This window comes from Micromonospora echinospora (assembly GCF_900091495.1).
In the GTDB taxonomy this organism is placed as follows: domain Bacteria; phylum Actinomycetota; class Actinomycetes; order Mycobacteriales; family Micromonosporaceae; genus Micromonospora; species Micromonospora echinospora.
Map to the genome: position 1 here is coordinate 2,564,424 of NZ_LT607413.1, position 16,870 is coordinate 2,581,293.

The following is a 16,870-nucleotide window of genomic DNA, read 5'->3' on the forward strand; positions in this document are numbered from 1 at the left end:
TGGCGGGGTGCGCTGTGGCGGGGTGTTGTGTGGTAGCAGGGGACCCTTGCTACCGGATTTTGCGTAAGAAGGGTCCCCTGCTACCACCTCAGCGCGGTCAGGCGACGATCGTGTCGAGAGCGATCTCGACCATCTGGGAGAAGGTCTGCTCCCGGTCGGCGGAGGTGCTCTTCTCGCCGGTCTTGATGTGGTCGCTGACCGTCAGCACGGTGAGGGCACGGGCCCGGAACCGGGCGGCGATGGTGTAGAGCGCCGCCGACTCCATCTCCACCGCCAGCACGCCGTAGTCGGCGAGCCGGTCGTAGAGGTCCGGCCGGTCGGTGTAGAAGGCGTCCGCCGCCAGCACCGGTCCCACCCGCATCGGTACGCCGCGCCGCTCGGCGATCTCGACCGAGGTGCGCAGCAGCCCGAAGTCGGCGACCGGGGCGTAGTCGATGAGCCCGTCGAAACGCACCCGGTTCATGTTCGAGTCGGTGGCCGAGCCGTTCGCCGCGATCACGTCCCGCAGCTTCAGGTCCTCGGCGAGGGCACCGCAGGAGCCCACCCGGATCAACGACCGTACGCCGTACTCGTTGATCAGCTCGTGGGCGTAGATCGAGGCCGACGGCATGCCCATGCCGGAGCCCTGGACGGACACCTCCACGCCGTTCCAGCGCCCGGTGAAGCCCAGCATGCCCCGGACCGTCGAGTAGCACGTGGCGTCCTCGAGGTAGGTCTCCGCGATCCACTTGGCCCGCAGCGGGTCGCCCGGCATCAGGACCCGTTCGGCGATCTCTCCCGGCTTCGCGCCGATGTGCACACTCATGGGGAGGATCCTGCCAGGCCGTCCGGTGGCATACCGGTTCGGCGTCCGGGCCGGTGGTCCTGTAACCTCTTCGGCGGTGGCGTGTCCGAGTGGCCTAAGGAGCACGCCTCGAAAGCGTGTGAGGGTTTACGCCCTCCGCGGGTTCAAATCCCGCCGCCACCGCTCGTGAACAGCGTGAACGCCCGGAAGATCCGCGAGGATCGGCCGGGCGTTCTGCTTGTGGTCTCAGTTCTTGTCGGCTGTCGTCGCTACTGTCCGGCTGTCGGGTCGACGCGGGCGATGAGCTGCTTCAGGCGCGCGATCTCTTCGGCGAGCGCGGTGTTACCGGCGGCGGTGAGGGTGATCCAGGTCCGGCCGCGCCGGCCGGCGTAGCCCTTCTCGATCTGGACCAGGCCGGCTGTCTCCAGCACGCTCAGGTGCTTGGAGAGGTTGCCGGCGGTCAGCTCCAGGTGTGTGCGCAGGTAGCCGAACTCCACCCGACGGGCCTCGTGCGCGATGGTGAGGATGCCGAGCCGGATCCGCTGGTGCACCACGTCGTCGAGCGCGGTGGCCGGATGCGGGGACTCGGTCTCCTGTGGCGCCGGGGTGTCGACGGGGTCGGTCACCGGGACCGTCGCAGCCGTTGCGCCAGCGCGAAGCCGGCGCTGCCCAGCAACAGCACGCCGCCGCTGACGACCAGCATCGGCACGTTCTCCCACTGGCCACCCCAGTGGGCTCCCCAACCGAAGTCGATCGGCACCAGCACCACTGCAAGGTACCCGAGGGCGAACAACAGCAGCGCGACGTGCCGTTCCAGCCAGGCCAGCACCAGGAGAGCCAGCCCGATCCCGCCGATCGGGGTGAGCAGCCGGAACAGGACCTGGACGAAGGTGGACGGGTCGAGGAGCGCCTGTGGGTCGCGGACGATCCACGCTCCGGCGCCGGCGGCGATGGCGGCGAACAGCACGACCGAGAGCGCGACACCGGTGAGCACGTACGGCAGCACGCGGGCGTCCACTCCCCGGGCCCGGGCCACCCGCAGGTAACCGCCGGCGATCACCACGTACGCCAGGACCGCCGCCGCCAGCCAGTAGAACTGCGCAGCCGGCTCCCAGACCCGGCACACCTGGCCGCCGTCCACCGTCCGGCAGTCGCTGACGACCGTGTGGCCGTACCGGTAGGCGGGGATCGCCCCGAACGTCACCAGGGCCAGCACGCCCAGCGGCAACCATGTCACCCGCTGGGCAAGACGGACCCGGCGCGCGAGGTCGCGCGCATCAGCCAACAGTCGGCGGGGGTCACCGCCGGCATGAACCGCTTCGGAAGTCATGCCAATAGGTTTCCATAGCAAACCGATTGGCGCTAGTGGCAGCGAGAGCGCCGGCAGCTCCACGCGGAGCCGCCGGGCGCATCCTCGTCCGGGTCCCGTTCTCAGTCCGTGCCGGAGCCCGGGCCTCCGTGACGGACCGATCGCGTCATCGGGTGGACTCGCGGTTGAACAGCTTCTTCGACCAGAGGTAGCCGCCGAGGGTGATGACGACGCACCAGCCGATGGCGACGACGGCACTGTTCCCGATCGGAGTGCCCATCAGGAGACCGCGGATGGTCTCGATGAGCGGGGTGAACGGCTGGTACTCGGCGAACCAGCGCAGTGCGGTGGGCATCGAGTCGGTCGGGACGAACCCGCTGCCGAGGAACGGAAGCAGCACCAGGGGCAGGCCGACGTTGCTCGACGACTCGACGGTCTTGCTGGCCAGCCCGAACGCGACCGACAGCCAGATGAAGGCGAAGGCCATCATCACCAGGACGCCGGTGAGGGCGAGCCACTCGCCGGGACCTGCCGACGGTCGGAACCCGACGAGCAGTGCGACGCCGACGACCACCGCGATGCTGAGCATCGTCTGGACGAGGCTGCCGATGACGTGTCCGGTCAGGACGGAGACGCGGGCGATGGCCATGGTGCGGAACCGGTCGACGATGCCCTCGGTCATGTCCATGGTGACCGAGATGGAGGTGCCCTGAACCGCGGCGGTGATCGTCATCAGGATGATCGCGGGGGTGACGTAGTTGACGTACTCCGCCCGTCCGCCGGAGGGGCCGCCGAGTCCGGCGCCGAGTGTGCCGCCGAAGACGTAGACGAACAGCAGCAGGAAGACGACCGGCATGCCGACGAGCGTCACCGTCATGGACGGGTAGCGCACCATGCGCCGGAGGTTGCGGCGCAGCATCGTCGCCGAGTCGGTCAGTGCGTACGACATGGTGCTCATCGGGTGGCCACCTTCTCGTTCTCGGGCTTGCCGGTGAGGGCGAGGAAGACGTCGTCGAGGTCGGGGGTGTGCACGCTCAGCGAGTCGACCTCGACCGCGTTCTCGTCGAGCCGGTCGAGCAGGGCCTTCAGCGCACGGAGGCTGCCGTCGTGCGGCACCCGCAGGGCGAGCGCGTCGCTGTCGCGGGACGCCTGGCCTACAGCACGCGCGGCGGACTCGAGATCGCGGAGGCCGGCGAACCGCAGCAGGACGTGACCGCCGGAGATGCGACGCTTGAGCTCGTCCGGGGTGCCTTCGGCGACGATCCGGCCGTGGTCCAGGACGGCGATACGGTCGGCGAGTTCGTCGGCCTCCTCCAGGTACTGCGTGGTGAGGAAGATGGTGACGCCGTCCGCGACCAACCTCCGCACGATCTGCCACATGCCACGGCGGCTGCGCGGGTCCAACCCGGTGGTCGGCTCGTCCAGGAAGATCACCTGGGGTGTGCCGACCAGGGTCATCGCGAGGTCGAGCCGTCTGCGCATGCCGCCGGAGTACGTCACGGCCGGTTTCCTGGCCGCGTCGACCAGGTCGAACTGGTCGAGCAGTTCGGCGACCCTGCGCCGGCCCGCCGCCCGGCCCAGGTGGTGCAGATCGGCCATCAGGGTCAGGTTCTCCTGGCCGGTCAGCAGGTTGTCGACTGCGGAGAACTGGCCGGTGACCCCGATCGCAGCGCGGACCGCGTCGGGCTCGGTGGCCAGGTCGTGACCTGCGATCAACGCGCTGCCCCCGTCGGCACGGATCAGCGTGGACAAGATCTTGACCGTGGTGGTCTTGCCCGCTCCGTTCGCGCCGAGCAGCGAGAAGACGGTGCCCCGTGGGACGTTCAGGTCGATTCCGTCGAGCACGACGTGGTCGCCGAACGACCTGCGCAGGCCGCTCACCGAGATCGCCGACTGGGATGGCGTGGTCATGGAGGCCCCTTCGAGAGGTCAGGTCAGGAACGGCGGACGGTGATGTCGCCGAAGGTGGTGTGCGCGCGGACCTCGACGGTCTCCTCGGACTTCTCCGGTCCCGGGCCGAGGTCGTCCAGGGCGTTGTGCACCCGCCCGTACCCGGTCTTCAGGTCGAGCCACGCGGCGGTGCCGGCGGCGACGCCGATCTCCAGGTCGCCGGCCGCGGTGGTCAGCGTCACCGAGTCGCGCGCGGCCCTGCCGATGCGGATGGTTCCGTTGGAGGTCTTGGCCTCCACTCCGGCATCGGCCCGTCCGACGGAGATGTCGCCGTTCGCCGCACGCGCACGCAGTTCGCCGGTGACGGTGCCGACGTCGGTGTTGCCGTTGGAGTTCTTGATGACCGCGGCTCCGCCGATCTCGCCGAGGCGGACGTGTCCGCTGCCGGTGGCGACCTCGGCGTCCCCGACGACCGTGTCGACCGTGACGTGACCGGCGGAGGTGTCCAGGCGGAGCTGGCCGGTCCGGTCGAGCCGGAAGTGTCCGAGTGACGTCTTGATCCGGCATTCCCCCAGCACGCCGGTGCTGTGGAAGTCGCCGGCCGACACGTCACCGTGCACCGACGAGCCAGCGGGAAGTTCGACGAGTACGGATACCGACCTGGTTCTCTTGGAGAAGTCGAACACCCGGGACTTCGGCCCGCGCACGGTCAACGCGCCGTCGGCGTACTCGACGCGGGTCTGCTGCGCGGCCTTCACGTCGGAGTCGTGGGACTCGTCGCTCGGCCGTACCTCGACGACGGTGTCGGTGCGGTCGCTGGCGACGAGCCGCACGTCGCCGGCAGAGAGTTCGATCGTGACGGAAATCGGATCCGGGGTGGCGAAAACAGGCATGGCTGTCCCCTCAGAATGAGTCGGAAGAACATCCCCGCTGGTGGGGGACGTGACAGGAAAGTGGGGCCGGACTCGGCTAACGCGCCCAACCGGTGTAGCGCTGCGCGCTGGGCTTGTCGCGCCGGCCGGAGCCGTGGTCGCGCTCCGAGGCTCGCAGTGCGGCCGAGGCGGCACGCACCAGCCACGCGTTGACCGACCGGCCCTCCTTGCCAGCCGCTTCCTCGACCGCGGCCTTGAGCTGTTCCGGAAGACGGACGTTGATGCGCGCCGTGGCACCGTCTTCGAAGCCCGTCACGGCATCGTCGGCCGGCACCGCGCCCCGGTCGGTGGTGTGTTCCATCGGCTGCGCCACGAGGTGAGGCGTCACGACGAACTCCGGGTCACGGCCGCGCAGGCGAACCTGGACCGAACCGGGAGCCAACTCCCTGGTGATCTCGTCGGCGGCGGCCGACAGTGCTTCGAGCAGGGCGAGCCGGATCGCCGACTCCATCGACACAGTCAACCGCTCGATCAACGCGGTGCCGTCGTCACCGCCGGTCTCCACAGCCGTCAGCAGCTCACGACCGAGAGATGCCACGTACGGGTTCAAGTCCATGGCACCACTATGGCACATAGTGGTGCCATGGACAACTCAATCTGGCTCAGTTTGGCTCAGGGTGGCGCCAGTCTGGCGGCACGCTGCTCGGGTCGCCCGGCTGCTTCACTCCGATTGGCTGGCCGGGCGGCGCATCGCCCAGACCCGGGGGCCGCCGCCAGGAACCTGGGCCTCCCCCGTCACGGTGAAGCCGAGCCGCTGGTAGAGCTGCACGTTCTGCGTCGACGACGTCTCCAGCACCGCCGGCAGGTGAGCCTGGTCCGCCTCCGCCAGGCCGGGCCGCAGCACCCGGCTGCCCAGCCCTCGACCCTGACAGGTCCGGCGCACCCCGACGGTGGCCAGCAGGAACGCCGGCTCGGTCGACCGTAGCGAGGCGCAGACCGCGTCGGCGGCGAGCATCGCCGGGTGCCGGTCGCCGGCCAGTTCCGCGTCCCGGGCGGCGACACCGGCCCAGACCTCGTCCGGCACCGGCCGGTCCGGGCGCAGCCAGACCGCCACCGCGACCAGCCTGCCGTCGGACCCCATCGCCCCCCAGACGTCACCGTAGGGCAACCCGACCGCGTCGACGGTCAGTGCGAACATCGCCTCCAGCCGCTCCCGGTGCCGGTCCGCGGCCACCGTCCAGGCGGTCCAGGGGTAGCCGTCGAAGGCGTCCGCGAGCACGGACGCCGCTTCGGCGGTCGACTCCGGTCCGATCCGGCGTACCTCAAACTCCATGCCGTCCTCCCCGTGCATCTCGGCGGTCTCGGCGCGGCACGAGCTCCGGCCGGGCCGGCCGGGTCGGCGGCGCCCTCCGCGTAGTGCGCGATCGTCGCATGACGCCCCGGGCCCGCACCCGGAATATCGAGGTCAGGCCGGTCGAGGGCCACGCCACGGGCCGGCGGTCGCGGTGAGCTGCCGGTCGGAGGCCGGGACTACCGGCGTCTCAGCAGGGGCCGTGGCCCTCGTCGAAGAGGCGCTGGGCGTAGTCGGCGTAACCGGCGATCGTCTTGCGGACCGTCCGTCCGTCGTGGAGGAAGAGGTACGCGCGGTCGCCCCGCTGGGCGAGCAGGCCGTCGAAGCGGTACGTCCCCTCTGGAGCGTCGAGCCGGGTCAGTGACGGGAAGCGGGACCGCAGCTCGCCGAGCGGCGTGCCGACGGTGACCCCCTCCGGGGTCCGGACAGGGGCGCTGACCCAGAGCAGCACCAGCCGGTCGTCGTAGAAGACCGGGCTGACCGTCTCGTGGCCGACCAGGGTCGGGCCGCAGGACTCGGCCGTCTCCTGGAGCATCCCCCGCTCGGCCAGTTCCCGCTGGCTGTCGCCGAACTCGACCCCGGCGAGGCCGTGCAGGTCGATCACCTCGTCGGCGACCGGTCCGATCGGTTCCGCCGGGCCGATCGGCGCATGTGGACGGCTACCGCTTCCGGCGATCGAGGCCGCCGTCAGTAATGCCGCGATGAACAAGAACTGCCGCAAAGTCATGAAATCCCCCAGTCCCCAACGGCACCGGGCCGCCAAGGTTGCTGGTCTGGGGCGTTTTGCCGGTATTCCCACTCTTCGGCCAGATCATCCCAGTAATCGGCGGAGAGGCGTCGTCGCCCGTGTGCCAACCAACCGTCGGTGCTCCCCTCCAGATGCAGGCCCAGCTCGGCGAAGGGATCGATCCAGCGACCGGGCTCCGCCCCGATCCGGACCAGCGCGGTGTTGATCGGCCACTCGGCGCGGGGCCGGTCGAGGAGGGCGTCGAAACACGGCCCCCAGGTGACCGCTCCGTCCAGCCACACCACCGCCGACTGTCGTCCGGTCCCGCCGGAGAACTCCGCCTCCAGGTACGCCACCGGACCCCGCCGCGACCAGCGGGCGAACACCTCGGCTAGCGCGGCCGAGAGCACGAGTCGGAACGGTCGCTGCGGGCCCAGTTCCTCGACGGCGAAGTCGGGCAGCGACCCGGTCAGCTCCTCCACCAACTGCGGGGTGACCGGCAGCAGGGCGAAGTCCTGCCGGAGCGCGGCGAGGACGGCGTGGTCGAGTTCGCCGGTCTGCTCCGCGAGCAACTCGACGTCGGCGACGACCGCACTGAGCTGGTAGCTCATGCGGTACGGCGCACGGCCGGCCCGGAGGCGTCGATGATCACGTCGTCAGTAAACCGCATCCGGGCGTACCCGGTGACCCAGCGTGATGTCGGCGGCGGGGGAGGGTCGCTTCGGAGTCGCTTTGGAGCTGCCCCGTTCGTGCTACCGACGGGGCGGGGCGGAAGCGGCCACCTGCGGAGCAAGGTGGTGACCGACCGGAGGCCCGGGTCAACCGGCGAGTGCGCGATCGTCGGCGGTGAAGTCGGCCGGAGCGTCCGCCGGCGGATGGTCCAGGTGCCAGCGCACCGAACGGGCCACCGCCGTCGCCGGATCCGCCGGTCGCCAGCCCAGCAGCCGACCGGCCTTGCCGCTGTCGACGAGCACGTGCTGGGCCAGCCGCCGGGTCAACCACAGGTCGTCCGGCACCCGCTCGTCGGGCACCCGAACCAGTTCGGCATCGTGCCCGGCCGCGTCCAGGATCAGCCGCAGCCAGCCCCGTACCGGATAGGTGACCGCCTCACCCAGGTTGAACAGCTCGCCCCGGGCCGACTCCGGCCGGTCGAGAGCGGCGAGCACCGCCCCGGCCACGTCGTCGACGTGCAGGCGGGTGATCAGGGCGTCGCCCGCGCCGACCGGGATCCGGGCACGCCCCGCCCGGACCCGTCGCAGCACGAACTCCTCCCGTCGCTGCTGGTCGTGCCGGCCGTAGACCATGCCGAGGCGGAGTACGGTGCCGCCCCGGGCCAGGTACGCCGGCTCGACGTCGAGCTTGTCGTAGTCGTCCAGCCCGGTGCCCTGCCCCCGGTACGGGAAGCGCCCCCGCCGCAGCGGCGCGTCCTCGGTGACCGGCGCCGGCAGCGGGGTGTCGTCGTCGGCGAGGAGCAACTCCCAGACTCGGTAGACGTCCACGCTGGAGAGCAGCACCAGGGGCACGTCGGGCAGGTACGGCAGGACCGAGTCGGCGTCCGCCCGGGTGAGGGCGTACGAGTCGACCACGGCGTCCGGCGCGAACCCGCGCACCCGGTCGGCGACCTCGGCGAAGTCGCGCCGGTCGACGTGCAGGTGCCCGCAGTCGGGGAGGTCCTCGGGCTCCGTCCGGCCCCGGTGGACCACCACGACCTCGTCGTGCCGCCCGACCAGCCGCTCGACCACCCGCCGCCCGATGAACTCCGTACCACCCAGCACCACGACCCGCATGTGACCAGCCGAGCACGTGGGCCGGGGTCGTGTCCGCCGATTGGCGCAGGGCAGAACGCCGGCCGCCCCGGCGAATCGGGCCGGGCGGGACGGCGGCGCTGCCGGAGCCGCAATTGATCCACTGGAACAGGTGCGGATTCGAGCAGATCTGGCCGGTTTGGCGGCGCATGTAATTTGTTGAAATCCAATCCAATCCTATAGGTCCAGGTTGATATATTGGCGGCGGCGTATTTCGTCGTCCCAGAATCTGGGCATTGCAAGAAAATGCACTTCGCGCACCATTTCTCCTTCCGGCACCGCAGCACCGGGCACATACCGTGTACCAGCGAACGAGAGGTCAAACACGTGCGGGAGTACTACGACGTCGTGATCATGGGCGGTGGCCCGGCCGGGTCCACCCTCGGCGCCCTGATCGCCCAACGCACCGATCTGCGAATTGCGATCTTCGACCGGGAGGTCTTTCCCCGCGAGCACATCGGCGAGTCCTTCGCCCACCCCGTTGTTCCCGCGCTACAGGAGAGCGGCGCGCTGGCCAAGGTCCTCGCCAGCCCCTGCTGGGTGAAGAAGTTCGGTGGCATCTTCTCCTGGGACCCGGAACGGCCCAGCATCGCCCGCTTCGACGACGTGCTGTTCGAGCGGGACGGCGTGCACCGGTGGACGATGCACGTCAACCGGGCCGAGTTCGACCACATCCTGCTGGACCACGCGGCGGACGTGGGCGTGGACGTGTTCCAGGGTGTGTCGGTGACGGCGTACGAGCCGGACGGGCGCGGGGGCCTGGTGCGGCTGGGCGACGACCGGGCGGTGCGTGCCGGTTATTTCGTGGACGCCTCGGGGCGGCAGAGCAGCGTCTCGGCGGCCCGCAACAAGCGCGGCTGGCTCTCCAACTTCAAGAACATCGCGATCTGGCAGCACTTCACCAACTGCGGCCAGACCCAGAACCTCGTCGCGGACTGGAACATCTTCACCGCGGACAACCTCTCCCCGATCGGCTGCTTCGCCTTCCGCGACGGCTGGTGCTGGTACATCCCGGTGCCGAAGGTCATCGACGGCCGGCGGGTCCTGACCCACTCGATCGGCATCGTGACGAACCCGGCCGTGCTCCGGGAACCGGATCGCGACTTCACCGACCAGAAGACCTTCCTGGAAACGGTGCGCCAGGTGCCGTACCTCAAGGAATTGATCGGTGATGCCGTGCCGGTCGCCGACAACATGTTGACCGCCACCAACTACTCCCGGGTCAGCGAGGAGTTCGCCGACTACGACGAGCGGCACCTGCTCGTCGGCGACGCCGCGTTCTTCGTGGACCCGCTCTTCTCCTCGGGCGTCGCGGTGGCCCTGACCCAGGCGGCGACCGCCGCCCTGCTGTTGCAGAAGACGACCGACGGCAGTCTCGACGAGACCGACCAGCGCCAGCTGTGGCTGGACTACAACGCGAAGTGGCACGGCACCGCAGAGACGTTCGCGCTGATGATCGACCAGTGGTACCACGCCATCGCGAAGAACAACCCGGGCAGCATCTACTGGAACACCCGTGGCACGGGGGCTGACCTCGGTATCCGTGAGCAGACCTTCGACGCGCTGCTCAACACCGCCTTCCAGCCGGCGTTGCTGGAGGTCATGACACACGGCAGCCGGAAGGTCGAGGACCTGGACGCGGCCGGCCCGTACCTGGCGGCGAGCGCCCTCGCCGAGCCGGCCGACCTCACCGACGACGCGGTCGTCGCGCTGGCCCCCACCACGGCGATCCGCGACAGCGTCACGTTCGTCGTGCCGGGCTTCAAGGCGACCAACCCACCCGCGAACGTCCAGCTCCCGCCCGTGATCCTCGACGGGATGGCGGACTACTGGCGCAACCCCATCACCAACGCCGCCTCGGCACCGTCGCCGCTGCGGGACACGATCCCGTGCCGGCGGATCTACTCCACCGACGACCCCCACGGCACCACCATCGACGCCGACCCGCAGCGGGACGGGGTGGACGAGCTGTGGGCCCTGTTGAGCGGCGGCCCGGTCAAGTACGGCGAGATCGCTGCCCGCCTCAGCCCGCCGCAGACGCGTCTGGTGAAGCGGATGTGCGTCACCGGCTTCCTCCAGATCAACCCAGCCACCTGACCACCGGCAACCCCGGGCGAGCACACGAACCAGGGCGAGCATGATCCTGATCAACTCCAGTTACGGCATGTCGGGGTATCGCGGGTCACGGATGCCCCGACATGCCGCAACCCTGAGGTCCAGGACCAGCTGGCTCATCTGCTCCCACGGGCGATGAGTGCCTGGATGCCGTCGAGGAGCAGATCGAGCCCGAAGGTGAAGTCGGCGTCGTCGACCCACTCCTCGGAGACGCCGAACGCGTTCGCGCGTACGGCGGCGGTCAGCTCCGGGTAACCGTCCGGGTCGAGAACCTGCCCGAGGACGTCGGCGTACTCGGCCAGCCCCACCATCGAGTCGGTGGCGTCGGTCGTGCGGTTCAGGGCGTGGGCCAGGGCTGCCTGCCGGATGGCGTAGCCCGAGAGGGTGGCCGCGATGTGGAGCCGCTCGCCGTAGCCGAGGCCGGTGTCGGCGAGTGCGGCGATCGCGCGGTCGAGCCAGCGCAGCGACCGAGGTCCGGCGGGCGGCGTGTGCTGGCCGAGTGCCAGCAACCAGGGCCGGCTGAGCAGGAAGTCCCGGTTGGCCCGGGTCCAGTCGGCCAGGTAGGTACGCCAGCCCCGGTCGTGGAGCGCCGGTGGTTCGGGCGAGGCCGCGTCTGCCATCACGATCAGCAGTTGATCCTTGCTGCCGACGTAGCGGTACAGGGACATTGTCGCCATCCCGACTTCGGCGGCGACGCTGCTCATCTTCACCCCCTCCAGGCCGTCGCGGTCGGCGATCCGAATCGCGGCGTCGACGATTGTTCCCAGGTCAAGGCTGGGCCGGGGGCCGTACCTCGGGCTGGCCTCGCGGCCCCACAGGCGGGCCACCACGGGGGGAAGTCTGCGTTCCGTCACGGTCAACTCCTCGCTTCCACCCCCAGGGGCCTTGTGCTCACCCTAGATCTTGGCGACTCTGTATTGCATACACTGTGCGGGATACAGAGATCACCGGAGGTGGATTGTGACTACACCGAATCCAGTCAGACGTCTTCTCGACGTCGACGCGGTCCGAGGCTTCGCGCTGTTCGGGATCTTCGTCGTCAACGTCACCTTCATGGCCTCCGGCTATCCGGGAAACCTGGTGACCGACCCCGACTTCGCCTCGGGGCTCGACGATGCGGTCCGCACGCTCTCCTCCGTCTTCGTCGACATGAAGTTCTACGTGCTCTTCTCGTTCCTCTTCGGGTACAGCTTCACCCTCCAGATGGCGGCGGCGAGCCGCGCCGGCGCAGCTTTCCCGGCACGGATGCTCCGCCGGATCGGTGGCCTCTTCGTCCTCGGTGCCCTGAACGCCGTCTTCCTCTACGGCGGCGACATCCTCACCACGTACGCCGTGGCGTGTCTCGCGCTGCTCCTGCTGCGCAACGTGCAGGACCGTACGGCGATCCGGATCGCGGTGGGCCTCTACGCTCTCGTGCTGGTCAGCCTGGTCGCGAGTGCGGTCCTCGTGGACCGCTCGGCGTTCCTGCCCAGCGAGGCCGAGGCGCTGGCCAACGGCGAGGAGGCGACGCGGGCGCTGCTCGGCGGCTGGGAGTCGAACATCGAGGAGCACATCGCGGGTCTGCCGCTGCTGCTCATCCAGGCGGTGGCCCTACAGGGCCCGACCGCGCTGGGTCTGTTCCTGCTCGGTATGGTCGCCGGTCGTCGGCAGTGGCTGAGCCGGGTCTCCGGCAGCGAGCCCGTGCTGCGCCGGATCCAGTGGATCGGCTTCCCGGTCGGGCTGCTCGGGTCGATCGTCTACGCCGCCAGCGGCGGTAACGGCAACACCCTCGGGGTGGCGGCGAGTGTCGCGACAGCTCCACTGCTGGCCGCCGCGTACGTGGCGACGCTGCTGCGGGTCATGCACAGTGCGCGTACGGCGGCGGTCCGGGCCGCGCTCGCCCCGGCCGGGCGGATGGCCCTCACCAACTACCTGGGCCAGTCGGTGGCCGGCCTGCTCACCTTCACCGGCATCGGGTTCGGGCTCGCCGGCACGTTCTCCCCACTGGCGCTCTTCGCCTTCGCTCTGGCCGTGTTCGGGGCTCAACTGGTGGTGAGCGAGCTCTGGCTGCGCTGGTTCCGCTACGGCCCGGTCGAGTGGGCGCTGCGCTGGCTCACCAACGCCCGCCGCCCGGCCCTCGTCGTCCCGCCCACCGATCCGGGCGGGACGACCGTGCCGTCGCACGTCGATCCTGTGCACGCCGCTGGCGTACCCCCGGTGGAGCAGTCCGGCGGCGGGCTCCGCCAGCCCGAACCGCGCTGACGGGGAGTCGGTATCGCAGGGGTTGTCTGCTCGCCACACCCTGGCCAGCAGACAACCCCTGCGGCCTGCGGCTGAAACTCGTCGCAGGCGCGCCCGGTCGTACCGGTGCGCAGGGACGCCTCCGCTGGCGGGGCAGCCTGCTCCGGCCCGACCGCTGGCCGGTCGGCCCGGGGCGCTCCCTTGATCGACTCCGATTGCGGTATGTCGGGGTCTCGCGCGGCCCGGAGACCCCGACATACCGCAAGTCGAGCGGATCAGCTTGGGTCGGCGTGCCCGGACGCAGCGTCCGGGCGCCGCCGGCTGGGGAGGCGGCACACCGCGTCCCGTGCTACCTGCTGCCGTAGATGCCCTGGAGCGTCTCGCGAATGCGCGGGGCGAGCTGACTGGGACGTACGTGGTCGGCCGGCAGACGCCCCACGCCCGCAATCACCAGGGACTCGATCCGCGGGCCGGTGTATCCCGACGGGAGCCTGAGGAACCACCGCCACCCGGTCGGGCGGCTGGGTATCCCCGCGTCGCCCAGGTACTCGTTGATGTAGTCGTCGATGATCTGCTGGTCCTCCGTCGAGCGGGGAGAGTCCTCTTCCGCGTCCCGCTTCGGTCGGTGCACACCTCGGTGACCACATGGGGGAGACGGTCCGGGCAGCGCACCATGCGGTCCACGCCGCTGAGCCACCCGATGATGGCACCCCACCCGTTCTCGGTCAGCTCGTAGTAGCCGTCGCCGGGCGGGTCATCCCGGGTGGGCACGTCGTCCCAGACGGGCGTGGTGGTGGCCGGCTGGTCGTTGGACATGGGACTCCTCCACGCTGCGGAATGCCGGCGATACCGCTGGCCACATCCCGCATTTTCGCAGCTCAGGCGCTAGCTACGGCAACTTGCGGCAGAGTGCCAGTGGTTGGTGCCCGGCAGGCGGAGCGCCCCTACTCCTCGTCGGCCAGCTCGGGCCGGTGCTTCCGGACCCAGCGTTCGACGTCCTCGGCGAGCCATACGTTGCCCTGTTGCAACTCGGCGATCGGCGCAGGAAAGGAGCGGTGTGACGTGATCGCGTAGACCCGCTGGCGGCTGATCCCGCCCAGCCGCATCCGGATCTCATGCGCTCCCATCAACTTCACATCTCGACCGTAGGCACCCGTCAGCGGGTCGTGAGACAAGATGCTCTGGCCTCCTGACTGGTGCTGTAGTCATGAGTCAAGGTAGGGCATGTGCTGGCGCACCGCCTTCTTCCCCCTGTGCGGTTCGGCGTCGCGGGTCCGTCCTCGGGAGCCCGACCCGGGGACGGACCCGCCCCTCCTCTTGGCGCATGTCGAAAGGCAGGTTCCCGTGAGACATCTCGTTGAGGGGCTGCTCGGTCGTCGTACCGCCCGGCATCGGCGGCCCGATGGATCGCCGTACCGCTCTCGGTACTGCGTGCCGCTGCTCCCAGTCCAGGTGCGTGACCGTCGGTTCCGGCGTACCCGGTTCGGTCGGCGCGGCTTGGACCCGGAGGACGTGCGGCGTTTCCTCGACCGGGTCGCGCTCGAACTGGCCGAGGCCCAGGAGGCGGCCGAGCGGGCTCGCCGCGAGACCGTACGGATCAAGGACGCCCTGCGGCGCTGGCAGTCCGAGCAGGCCCGTACCCGCGACCGTTACGCCCTGCACCGATGAGCGACGACGGCCGGGCGGGACGCGGTCCGTCCAACGGGTTCGTTGTGGCGTCGGCGGTCCTGCTGGCCGACCGGCATCGGCCGGTGTGGTCGTGGCGCAGGTGGCGGCGGGTGTGTCGGTGTGGTGCCGACCTGCCGTGCCAGGTTTGGTACCGCCTGCCGGTCAACCGTGGGCACTGGCTCGACGAACATGCCCGGACGACGGGACGGTGGTGGCGTCGTGAGCGTGGATGAGCTGCCGATCGGGCGTCGGGTCGCACAGTGGCGGATCCGGCGGCGGATGACGCAGCAGATGCTCGCCGACCGGCTTGGCAAGTCCAAGAGTTGGGTGGACAAGGTCGAACGGGGCGTGCGTGCCCTCGATCGGTTCTCGGTCATCCAGGACCTTGCCGAGGTGCTTCGCGTCGACCCGGTCGTGCTGCTCGGCCGCACCACACCGCCGTCGACCGCCACCGGCGCCGGCGGCGTCGATCCGGTGCGGGCCGCCCTCGCCCGCTACGACTTCACCCCGTACGACCCCGACTGCCGGCCGGCACCGCCGGTCGTGGAGTTGAGCCGGCGGGTGGGGCATGCCTGGTTGACCTACCAGCACGCCCACTACTTCCGCCTGCTGCGGATGCTGCCGGGTCTCCTCGCCGATGCCCAACGCGCTCACGCGGCGCAGCCGGAGTGTGCGGCGGGCCTGCTGGTGCAGGTGTACCGGGTCACCTCGTCGGTGCTGGTCAAACTCGGGGAGGCCGACCTCGCCTGGCTGGCCGCCGACCGAGCGGTGACGGCTGCTGGAGGTGACCGGCTGCTCTCTGCCGTCGCGGCGATTCCCCTCGCCCAGGCGCTACGAGCCCTCGGCCGGAATCAGCTCGCGATGGCAGCGGCACTCGCCGCCGCACCCCGGATCACGCCAATGCCGTACGACGAGGGCACGCTGGGCGAGTTGTCGGTGCTCGGGACGCTGCTGCTCCAGGCGGCGTTGGCCGCTGCCCGCTGCGACGACAGACGCACCGTCCACGATCTCACCGACCGGGCTGGTGGGATCGCCGACCTGGTCGGTGAAGGTCACGACCACCAGTGGACGTGTTTTGGACCCACCACCGTCGAGTTGGCTCGGGTGGTGGCGGCGGTCGACCTGGGCGACTCCGAGGACGCGATCACCCGGCACGGGCACGCCGTCCGCCGGGACCAGTGGCGACGACTCCCGGCCGGACACCGCGCCGCGTACCTGATCGACATCGCCCGCGCGTACCTCCAGGTCGGTGACCTGGCCGCTGCCGGCCGTGCTCTGGTCGACGCCGACCGCACCGCACCGGCCGAGACCCGGTCACGACCGGCAGCCCGTACGGTCGTCGCCGCCGTCGTACGCGGCAGGCCCGCCGCAGCCGGCGTCGCGCACCTGGCCACCACCCTCGGGGTCGCCTGATGGGCCGCCGTTTCCTGATCCAGTTGCCGGTGGCGGCCGACGACCTGACCACCGCCGTACGCGTCGCCCGGGTCATCGCCCGTTCGCTGAGCTTCCACAATCTGGTCGCGTGCGACGAGGCCACGGTCGCCACCGTCGACCAGCCGGTCGTACGGCATCCGGCCTTCTGCCCGGGGCAACTGCCCAACGGTCGGCGTTGCCTGCTCCGCCCGGACCATGACGGGGAGTGCACCCGCCGGCTGCCGCGCTGAGGCGACTCGGGTGTGGCGAACGGGGGTATGCGCGACCTGTGAGACACCGACTTGGCCGAAATCGAGTGGATCATCAGGCCTGGGGACGACGAAGGGCCGGTCCCCGTGGGACCGACCCTGTCGTTTGCGCTGCTCAGAGCGGAGGATACGAGATTCGAACTCGTGAGGGTGTGAACCCAACACGCTTTCCAAGCGTGCGCCCTAGGCCTCTAGGCGAATCCTCCGTCGAACAGGATACAGGTCCCGTCCGGCTCGTTCACCCCACCACCCCCTGAAGATCGTCACGGGGTCGGGTAGGCTGGGTGCACCTCCCGTGCGGCGGTACCTCGTGAACCTCCCCAGGGCCGGAAGGCAGCAAGGATAAGCGAGCTCTGCCGGGTGCACGGGAGGCCTTTTCGTCTTCGGTGCCCGATAACGTCTCCCGTCGTCGGCGTCCGGCCGGCGGGGTGGGTGGTCACCCGTGGC

Annotated in this window: 18 protein-coding genes, 2 tRNA genes, 1 other RNA gene and 1 pseudogene; 7 read left to right on the forward strand and 15 right to left on the reverse strand. The window is 70.1% G+C overall.

The window, feature by feature from the left end; all coding sequences use genetic code 11:
• Window positions 1-97: 97 nt before the first annotated feature.
• On the reverse strand, window positions 98-805 hold the full coding sequence (gene deoD / locus GA0070618_RS11670) for a purine-nucleoside phosphorylase (RefSeq protein WP_088981657.1): 708 nt from the start codon (window positions 803-805) through the stop codon (window positions 98-100).
• A gap of 75 nt (window positions 806-880) precedes the next feature.
• Between deoD and GA0070618_RS11675 the strand changes: the two genes are divergently transcribed.
• Window positions 881-967: transfer RNA gene (locus GA0070618_RS11675), tRNA-Ser, on the forward strand.
• An 86-nt stretch (window positions 968-1,053) separates the two neighbouring features.
• Here GA0070618_RS11675 and GA0070618_RS11680 read toward each other — a convergent pair.
• The 10 genes from GA0070618_RS11680 to GA0070618_RS11725 all read right to left on the reverse strand — a co-directional run bounded on the left by GA0070618_RS11680 (window position 1,054) and on the right by GA0070618_RS11725 (window position 8,720).
• A complete protein-coding gene (locus tag GA0070618_RS11680; RefSeq protein WP_088981658.1) occupies window positions 1,054-1,410 on the reverse strand; it encodes a transcriptional regulator in 357 nt (118 codons plus the stop codon).
• Complete coding sequence (locus GA0070618_RS11685; protein ID WP_088981659.1) at window positions 1,407-2,114, reverse strand: hypothetical protein; 708 nt, start codon at window positions 2,112-2,114, stop codon at window positions 1,407-1,409. Before GA0070618_RS11685 ends, GA0070618_RS11680 begins: the two co-directional genes overlap by 4 nt.
• Before the next feature lie 145 nt (window positions 2,115-2,259).
• Entirely contained in the window at window positions 2,260-3,051 is a 792-nt protein-coding gene (locus tag GA0070618_RS11690; RefSeq protein WP_088981660.1) for an ABC transporter permease, read from the reverse strand.
• Window positions 3,048-4,004: an ATP-binding cassette domain-containing protein gene (locus tag GA0070618_RS11695; protein ID WP_088981661.1), complete on the reverse strand. Its 957-nt coding sequence runs from the start codon at window positions 4,002-4,004 to the stop codon at window positions 3,048-3,050. The genes GA0070618_RS11690 and GA0070618_RS11695 overlap by 4 nt, the downstream gene beginning before the upstream one ends.
• A 23-nt stretch (window positions 4,005-4,027) precedes the next feature.
• Window positions 4,028-4,876, reverse strand: a complete 849-nt coding sequence (locus GA0070618_RS11700) for a DUF4097 family beta strand repeat-containing protein (RefSeq protein WP_088981662.1) — start codon at window positions 4,874-4,876, stop codon at window positions 4,028-4,030.
• 76 nt (window positions 4,877-4,952) lie between these two features.
• Entirely contained in the window at window positions 4,953-5,471 is a 519-nt protein-coding gene (locus GA0070618_RS11705; RefSeq protein WP_088981663.1) for a ribbon-helix-helix protein, CopG family, read from the reverse strand.
• Between the two features lie 105 nt (window positions 5,472-5,576).
• Window positions 5,577-6,188 carry a GNAT family N-acetyltransferase gene (locus tag GA0070618_RS11710; protein ID WP_088985462.1) on the reverse strand — a complete coding sequence of 204 codons (612 nt, stop codon included), beginning with the start codon at window positions 6,186-6,188 and terminating at the stop codon, window positions 5,577-5,579.
• A 208-nt stretch (window positions 6,189-6,396) separates the two neighbouring features.
• The gene (locus GA0070618_RS11715; RefSeq protein ID WP_088985463.1) at window positions 6,397-6,897 is read right to left on the reverse strand and encodes a hypothetical protein; all 501 of its coding nucleotides are present in this window, start codon (window positions 6,895-6,897) and stop codon (window positions 6,397-6,399) included.
• Window positions 6,898-6,929: 32 nt separating this feature from the next.
• Window positions 6,930-7,544, reverse strand: coding sequence for a hypothetical protein (locus GA0070618_RS11720; protein WP_088981664.1), 615 nt, complete (start codon window positions 7,542-7,544; stop codon window positions 6,930-6,932).
• Between the two features lie 207 nt (window positions 7,545-7,751).
• Window positions 7,752-8,720, reverse strand: coding sequence for an NAD-dependent epimerase/dehydratase family protein (locus tag GA0070618_RS11725; RefSeq protein WP_088981665.1), 969 nt, complete (start codon window positions 8,718-8,720; stop codon window positions 7,752-7,754).
• A 345-nt stretch (window positions 8,721-9,065) separates the two neighbouring features.
• On the opposite strand from GA0070618_RS11725, the gene GA0070618_RS11730 reads away from it, so the two are divergent.
• A complete protein-coding gene (locus GA0070618_RS11730; protein ID WP_088981666.1) occupies window positions 9,066-10,835 on the forward strand; it encodes an NAD(P)/FAD-dependent oxidoreductase in 1,770 nt (589 codons plus the stop codon).
• Window positions 10,836-10,969: 134 nt separating this feature from the next.
• Here GA0070618_RS11730 and GA0070618_RS11735 read toward each other — a convergent pair whose 3' ends face one another.
• The gene (locus GA0070618_RS11735; protein WP_197701750.1) at window positions 10,970-11,707 is read right to left on the reverse strand and encodes a TetR/AcrR family transcriptional regulator; all 738 of its coding nucleotides are present in this window, start codon (window positions 11,705-11,707) and stop codon (window positions 10,970-10,972) included.
• A 106-nt stretch (window positions 11,708-11,813) separates the two neighbouring features.
• On the opposite strand from GA0070618_RS11735, the gene GA0070618_RS11740 reads away from it, so the two are divergent.
• Window positions 11,814-13,094 (forward strand): DUF418 domain-containing protein, encoded by a 1,281-nt coding sequence (locus tag GA0070618_RS11740; RefSeq protein WP_231931709.1) that lies wholly within the window; start codon window positions 11,814-11,816, stop codon window positions 13,092-13,094.
• A gap of 328 nt (window positions 13,095-13,422) precedes the next feature.
• Here the strand turns inward: GA0070618_RS11740 and GA0070618_RS35520 are convergent.
• Both GA0070618_RS35520 and GA0070618_RS11750 read right to left on the reverse strand, forming a co-directional pair.
• Window positions 13,423-13,889 (reverse strand): annotated as a pseudogene (locus GA0070618_RS35520) (DUF5956 family protein).
• 128 nt (window positions 13,890-14,017) lie between these two features.
• Complete coding sequence (locus tag GA0070618_RS11750) at window positions 14,018-14,200, reverse strand: hypothetical protein (RefSeq protein WP_088985465.1); 183 nt, start codon at window positions 14,198-14,200, stop codon at window positions 14,018-14,020.
• Window positions 14,201-14,438: 238 nt separating this feature from the next.
• Here GA0070618_RS11750 and GA0070618_RS34680 point away from each other — a divergent pair, with 238 nt between their 5' ends.
• From GA0070618_RS34680 to GA0070618_RS11770, 3 genes are all read left to right on the forward strand, one after another.
• Entirely contained in the window at window positions 14,439-14,741 is a 303-nt protein-coding gene (locus GA0070618_RS34680) for a DivIVA domain-containing protein (RefSeq protein ID WP_414467604.1), read from the forward strand.
• Between the two features lie 225 nt (window positions 14,742-14,966).
• Entirely contained in the window at window positions 14,967-16,154 is a 1,188-nt protein-coding gene (locus GA0070618_RS11765) for a helix-turn-helix domain-containing protein (protein WP_088981671.1), read from the forward strand.
• Window positions 16,154-16,405, forward strand: coding sequence for a hypothetical protein (locus tag GA0070618_RS11770; RefSeq protein WP_088981672.1), 252 nt, complete (start codon window positions 16,154-16,156; stop codon window positions 16,403-16,405). Before GA0070618_RS11765 ends, GA0070618_RS11770 begins: the two co-directional genes overlap by 1 nt.
• A 139-nt stretch (window positions 16,406-16,544) precedes the next feature.
• Here GA0070618_RS11770 and GA0070618_RS11775 read toward each other — a convergent pair.
• A tRNA-Ser gene (locus tag GA0070618_RS11775) sits at window positions 16,545-16,629 on the reverse strand.
• Between the two features lie 81 nt (window positions 16,630-16,710).
• Here GA0070618_RS11775 and ffs point away from each other — a divergent pair.
• Window positions 16,711-16,800, forward strand: an RNA gene (gene ffs, locus GA0070618_RS11780) — signal recognition particle sRNA small type.
• Window positions 16,801-16,870 lie beyond the last annotated feature (70 nt).

Excerpts from the sequence above, each read along its gene's own strand:
- GA0070618_RS11720 (WP_088981664.1), bottom strand. The coding sequence starts at position 7,544 with ATGAGCTACCAGCTCAGTGCGGTCGTCGCCGACGTCGAGTTGCTCGCG.
- GA0070618_RS11705 (WP_088981663.1), bottom strand. The coding sequence starts at position 5,471 with ATGGACTTGAACCCGTACGTGGCATCTCTCGGTCGTGAGCTGCTGACG.
- deoD (WP_088981657.1), bottom strand. The coding sequence starts at position 805 with ATGAGTGTGCACATCGGCGCGAAGCCGGGAGAGATCGCCGAACGGGTC.
- GA0070618_RS11695 (WP_088981661.1), bottom strand. The coding sequence starts at position 4,004 with ATGACCACGCCATCCCAGTCGGCGATCTCGGTGAGCGGCCTGCGCAGG.
- GA0070618_RS11690 (WP_088981660.1), bottom strand. The coding sequence starts at position 3,051 with ATGAGCACCATGTCGTACGCACTGACCGACTCGGCGACGATGCTGCGC.
- GA0070618_RS11685 (WP_088981659.1), bottom strand. The coding sequence starts at position 2,114 with ATGACTTCCGAAGCGGTTCATGCCGGCGGTGACCCCCGCCGACTGTTG.
- GA0070618_RS11710 (WP_088985462.1), bottom strand. The coding sequence starts at position 6,188 with ATGGAGTTTGAGGTACGCCGGATCGGACCGGAGTCGACCGCCGAAGCG.
- GA0070618_RS11750 (WP_088985465.1), bottom strand. The coding sequence starts at position 14,200 with ATGGGAGCGCATGAGATCCGGATGCGGCTGGGCGGGATCAGCCGCCAG.
- GA0070618_RS11700 (WP_088981662.1), bottom strand. The coding sequence starts at position 4,876 with ATGCCTGTTTTCGCCACCCCGGATCCGATTTCCGTCACGATCGAACTC.
- GA0070618_RS11770 (WP_088981672.1), top strand. The coding sequence starts at position 16,154 with ATGGGCCGCCGTTTCCTGATCCAGTTGCCGGTGGCGGCCGACGACCTG.
- GA0070618_RS11725 (WP_088981665.1), bottom strand. The coding sequence starts at position 8,720 with ATGCGGGTCGTGGTGCTGGGTGGTACGGAGTTCATCGGGCGGCGGGTG.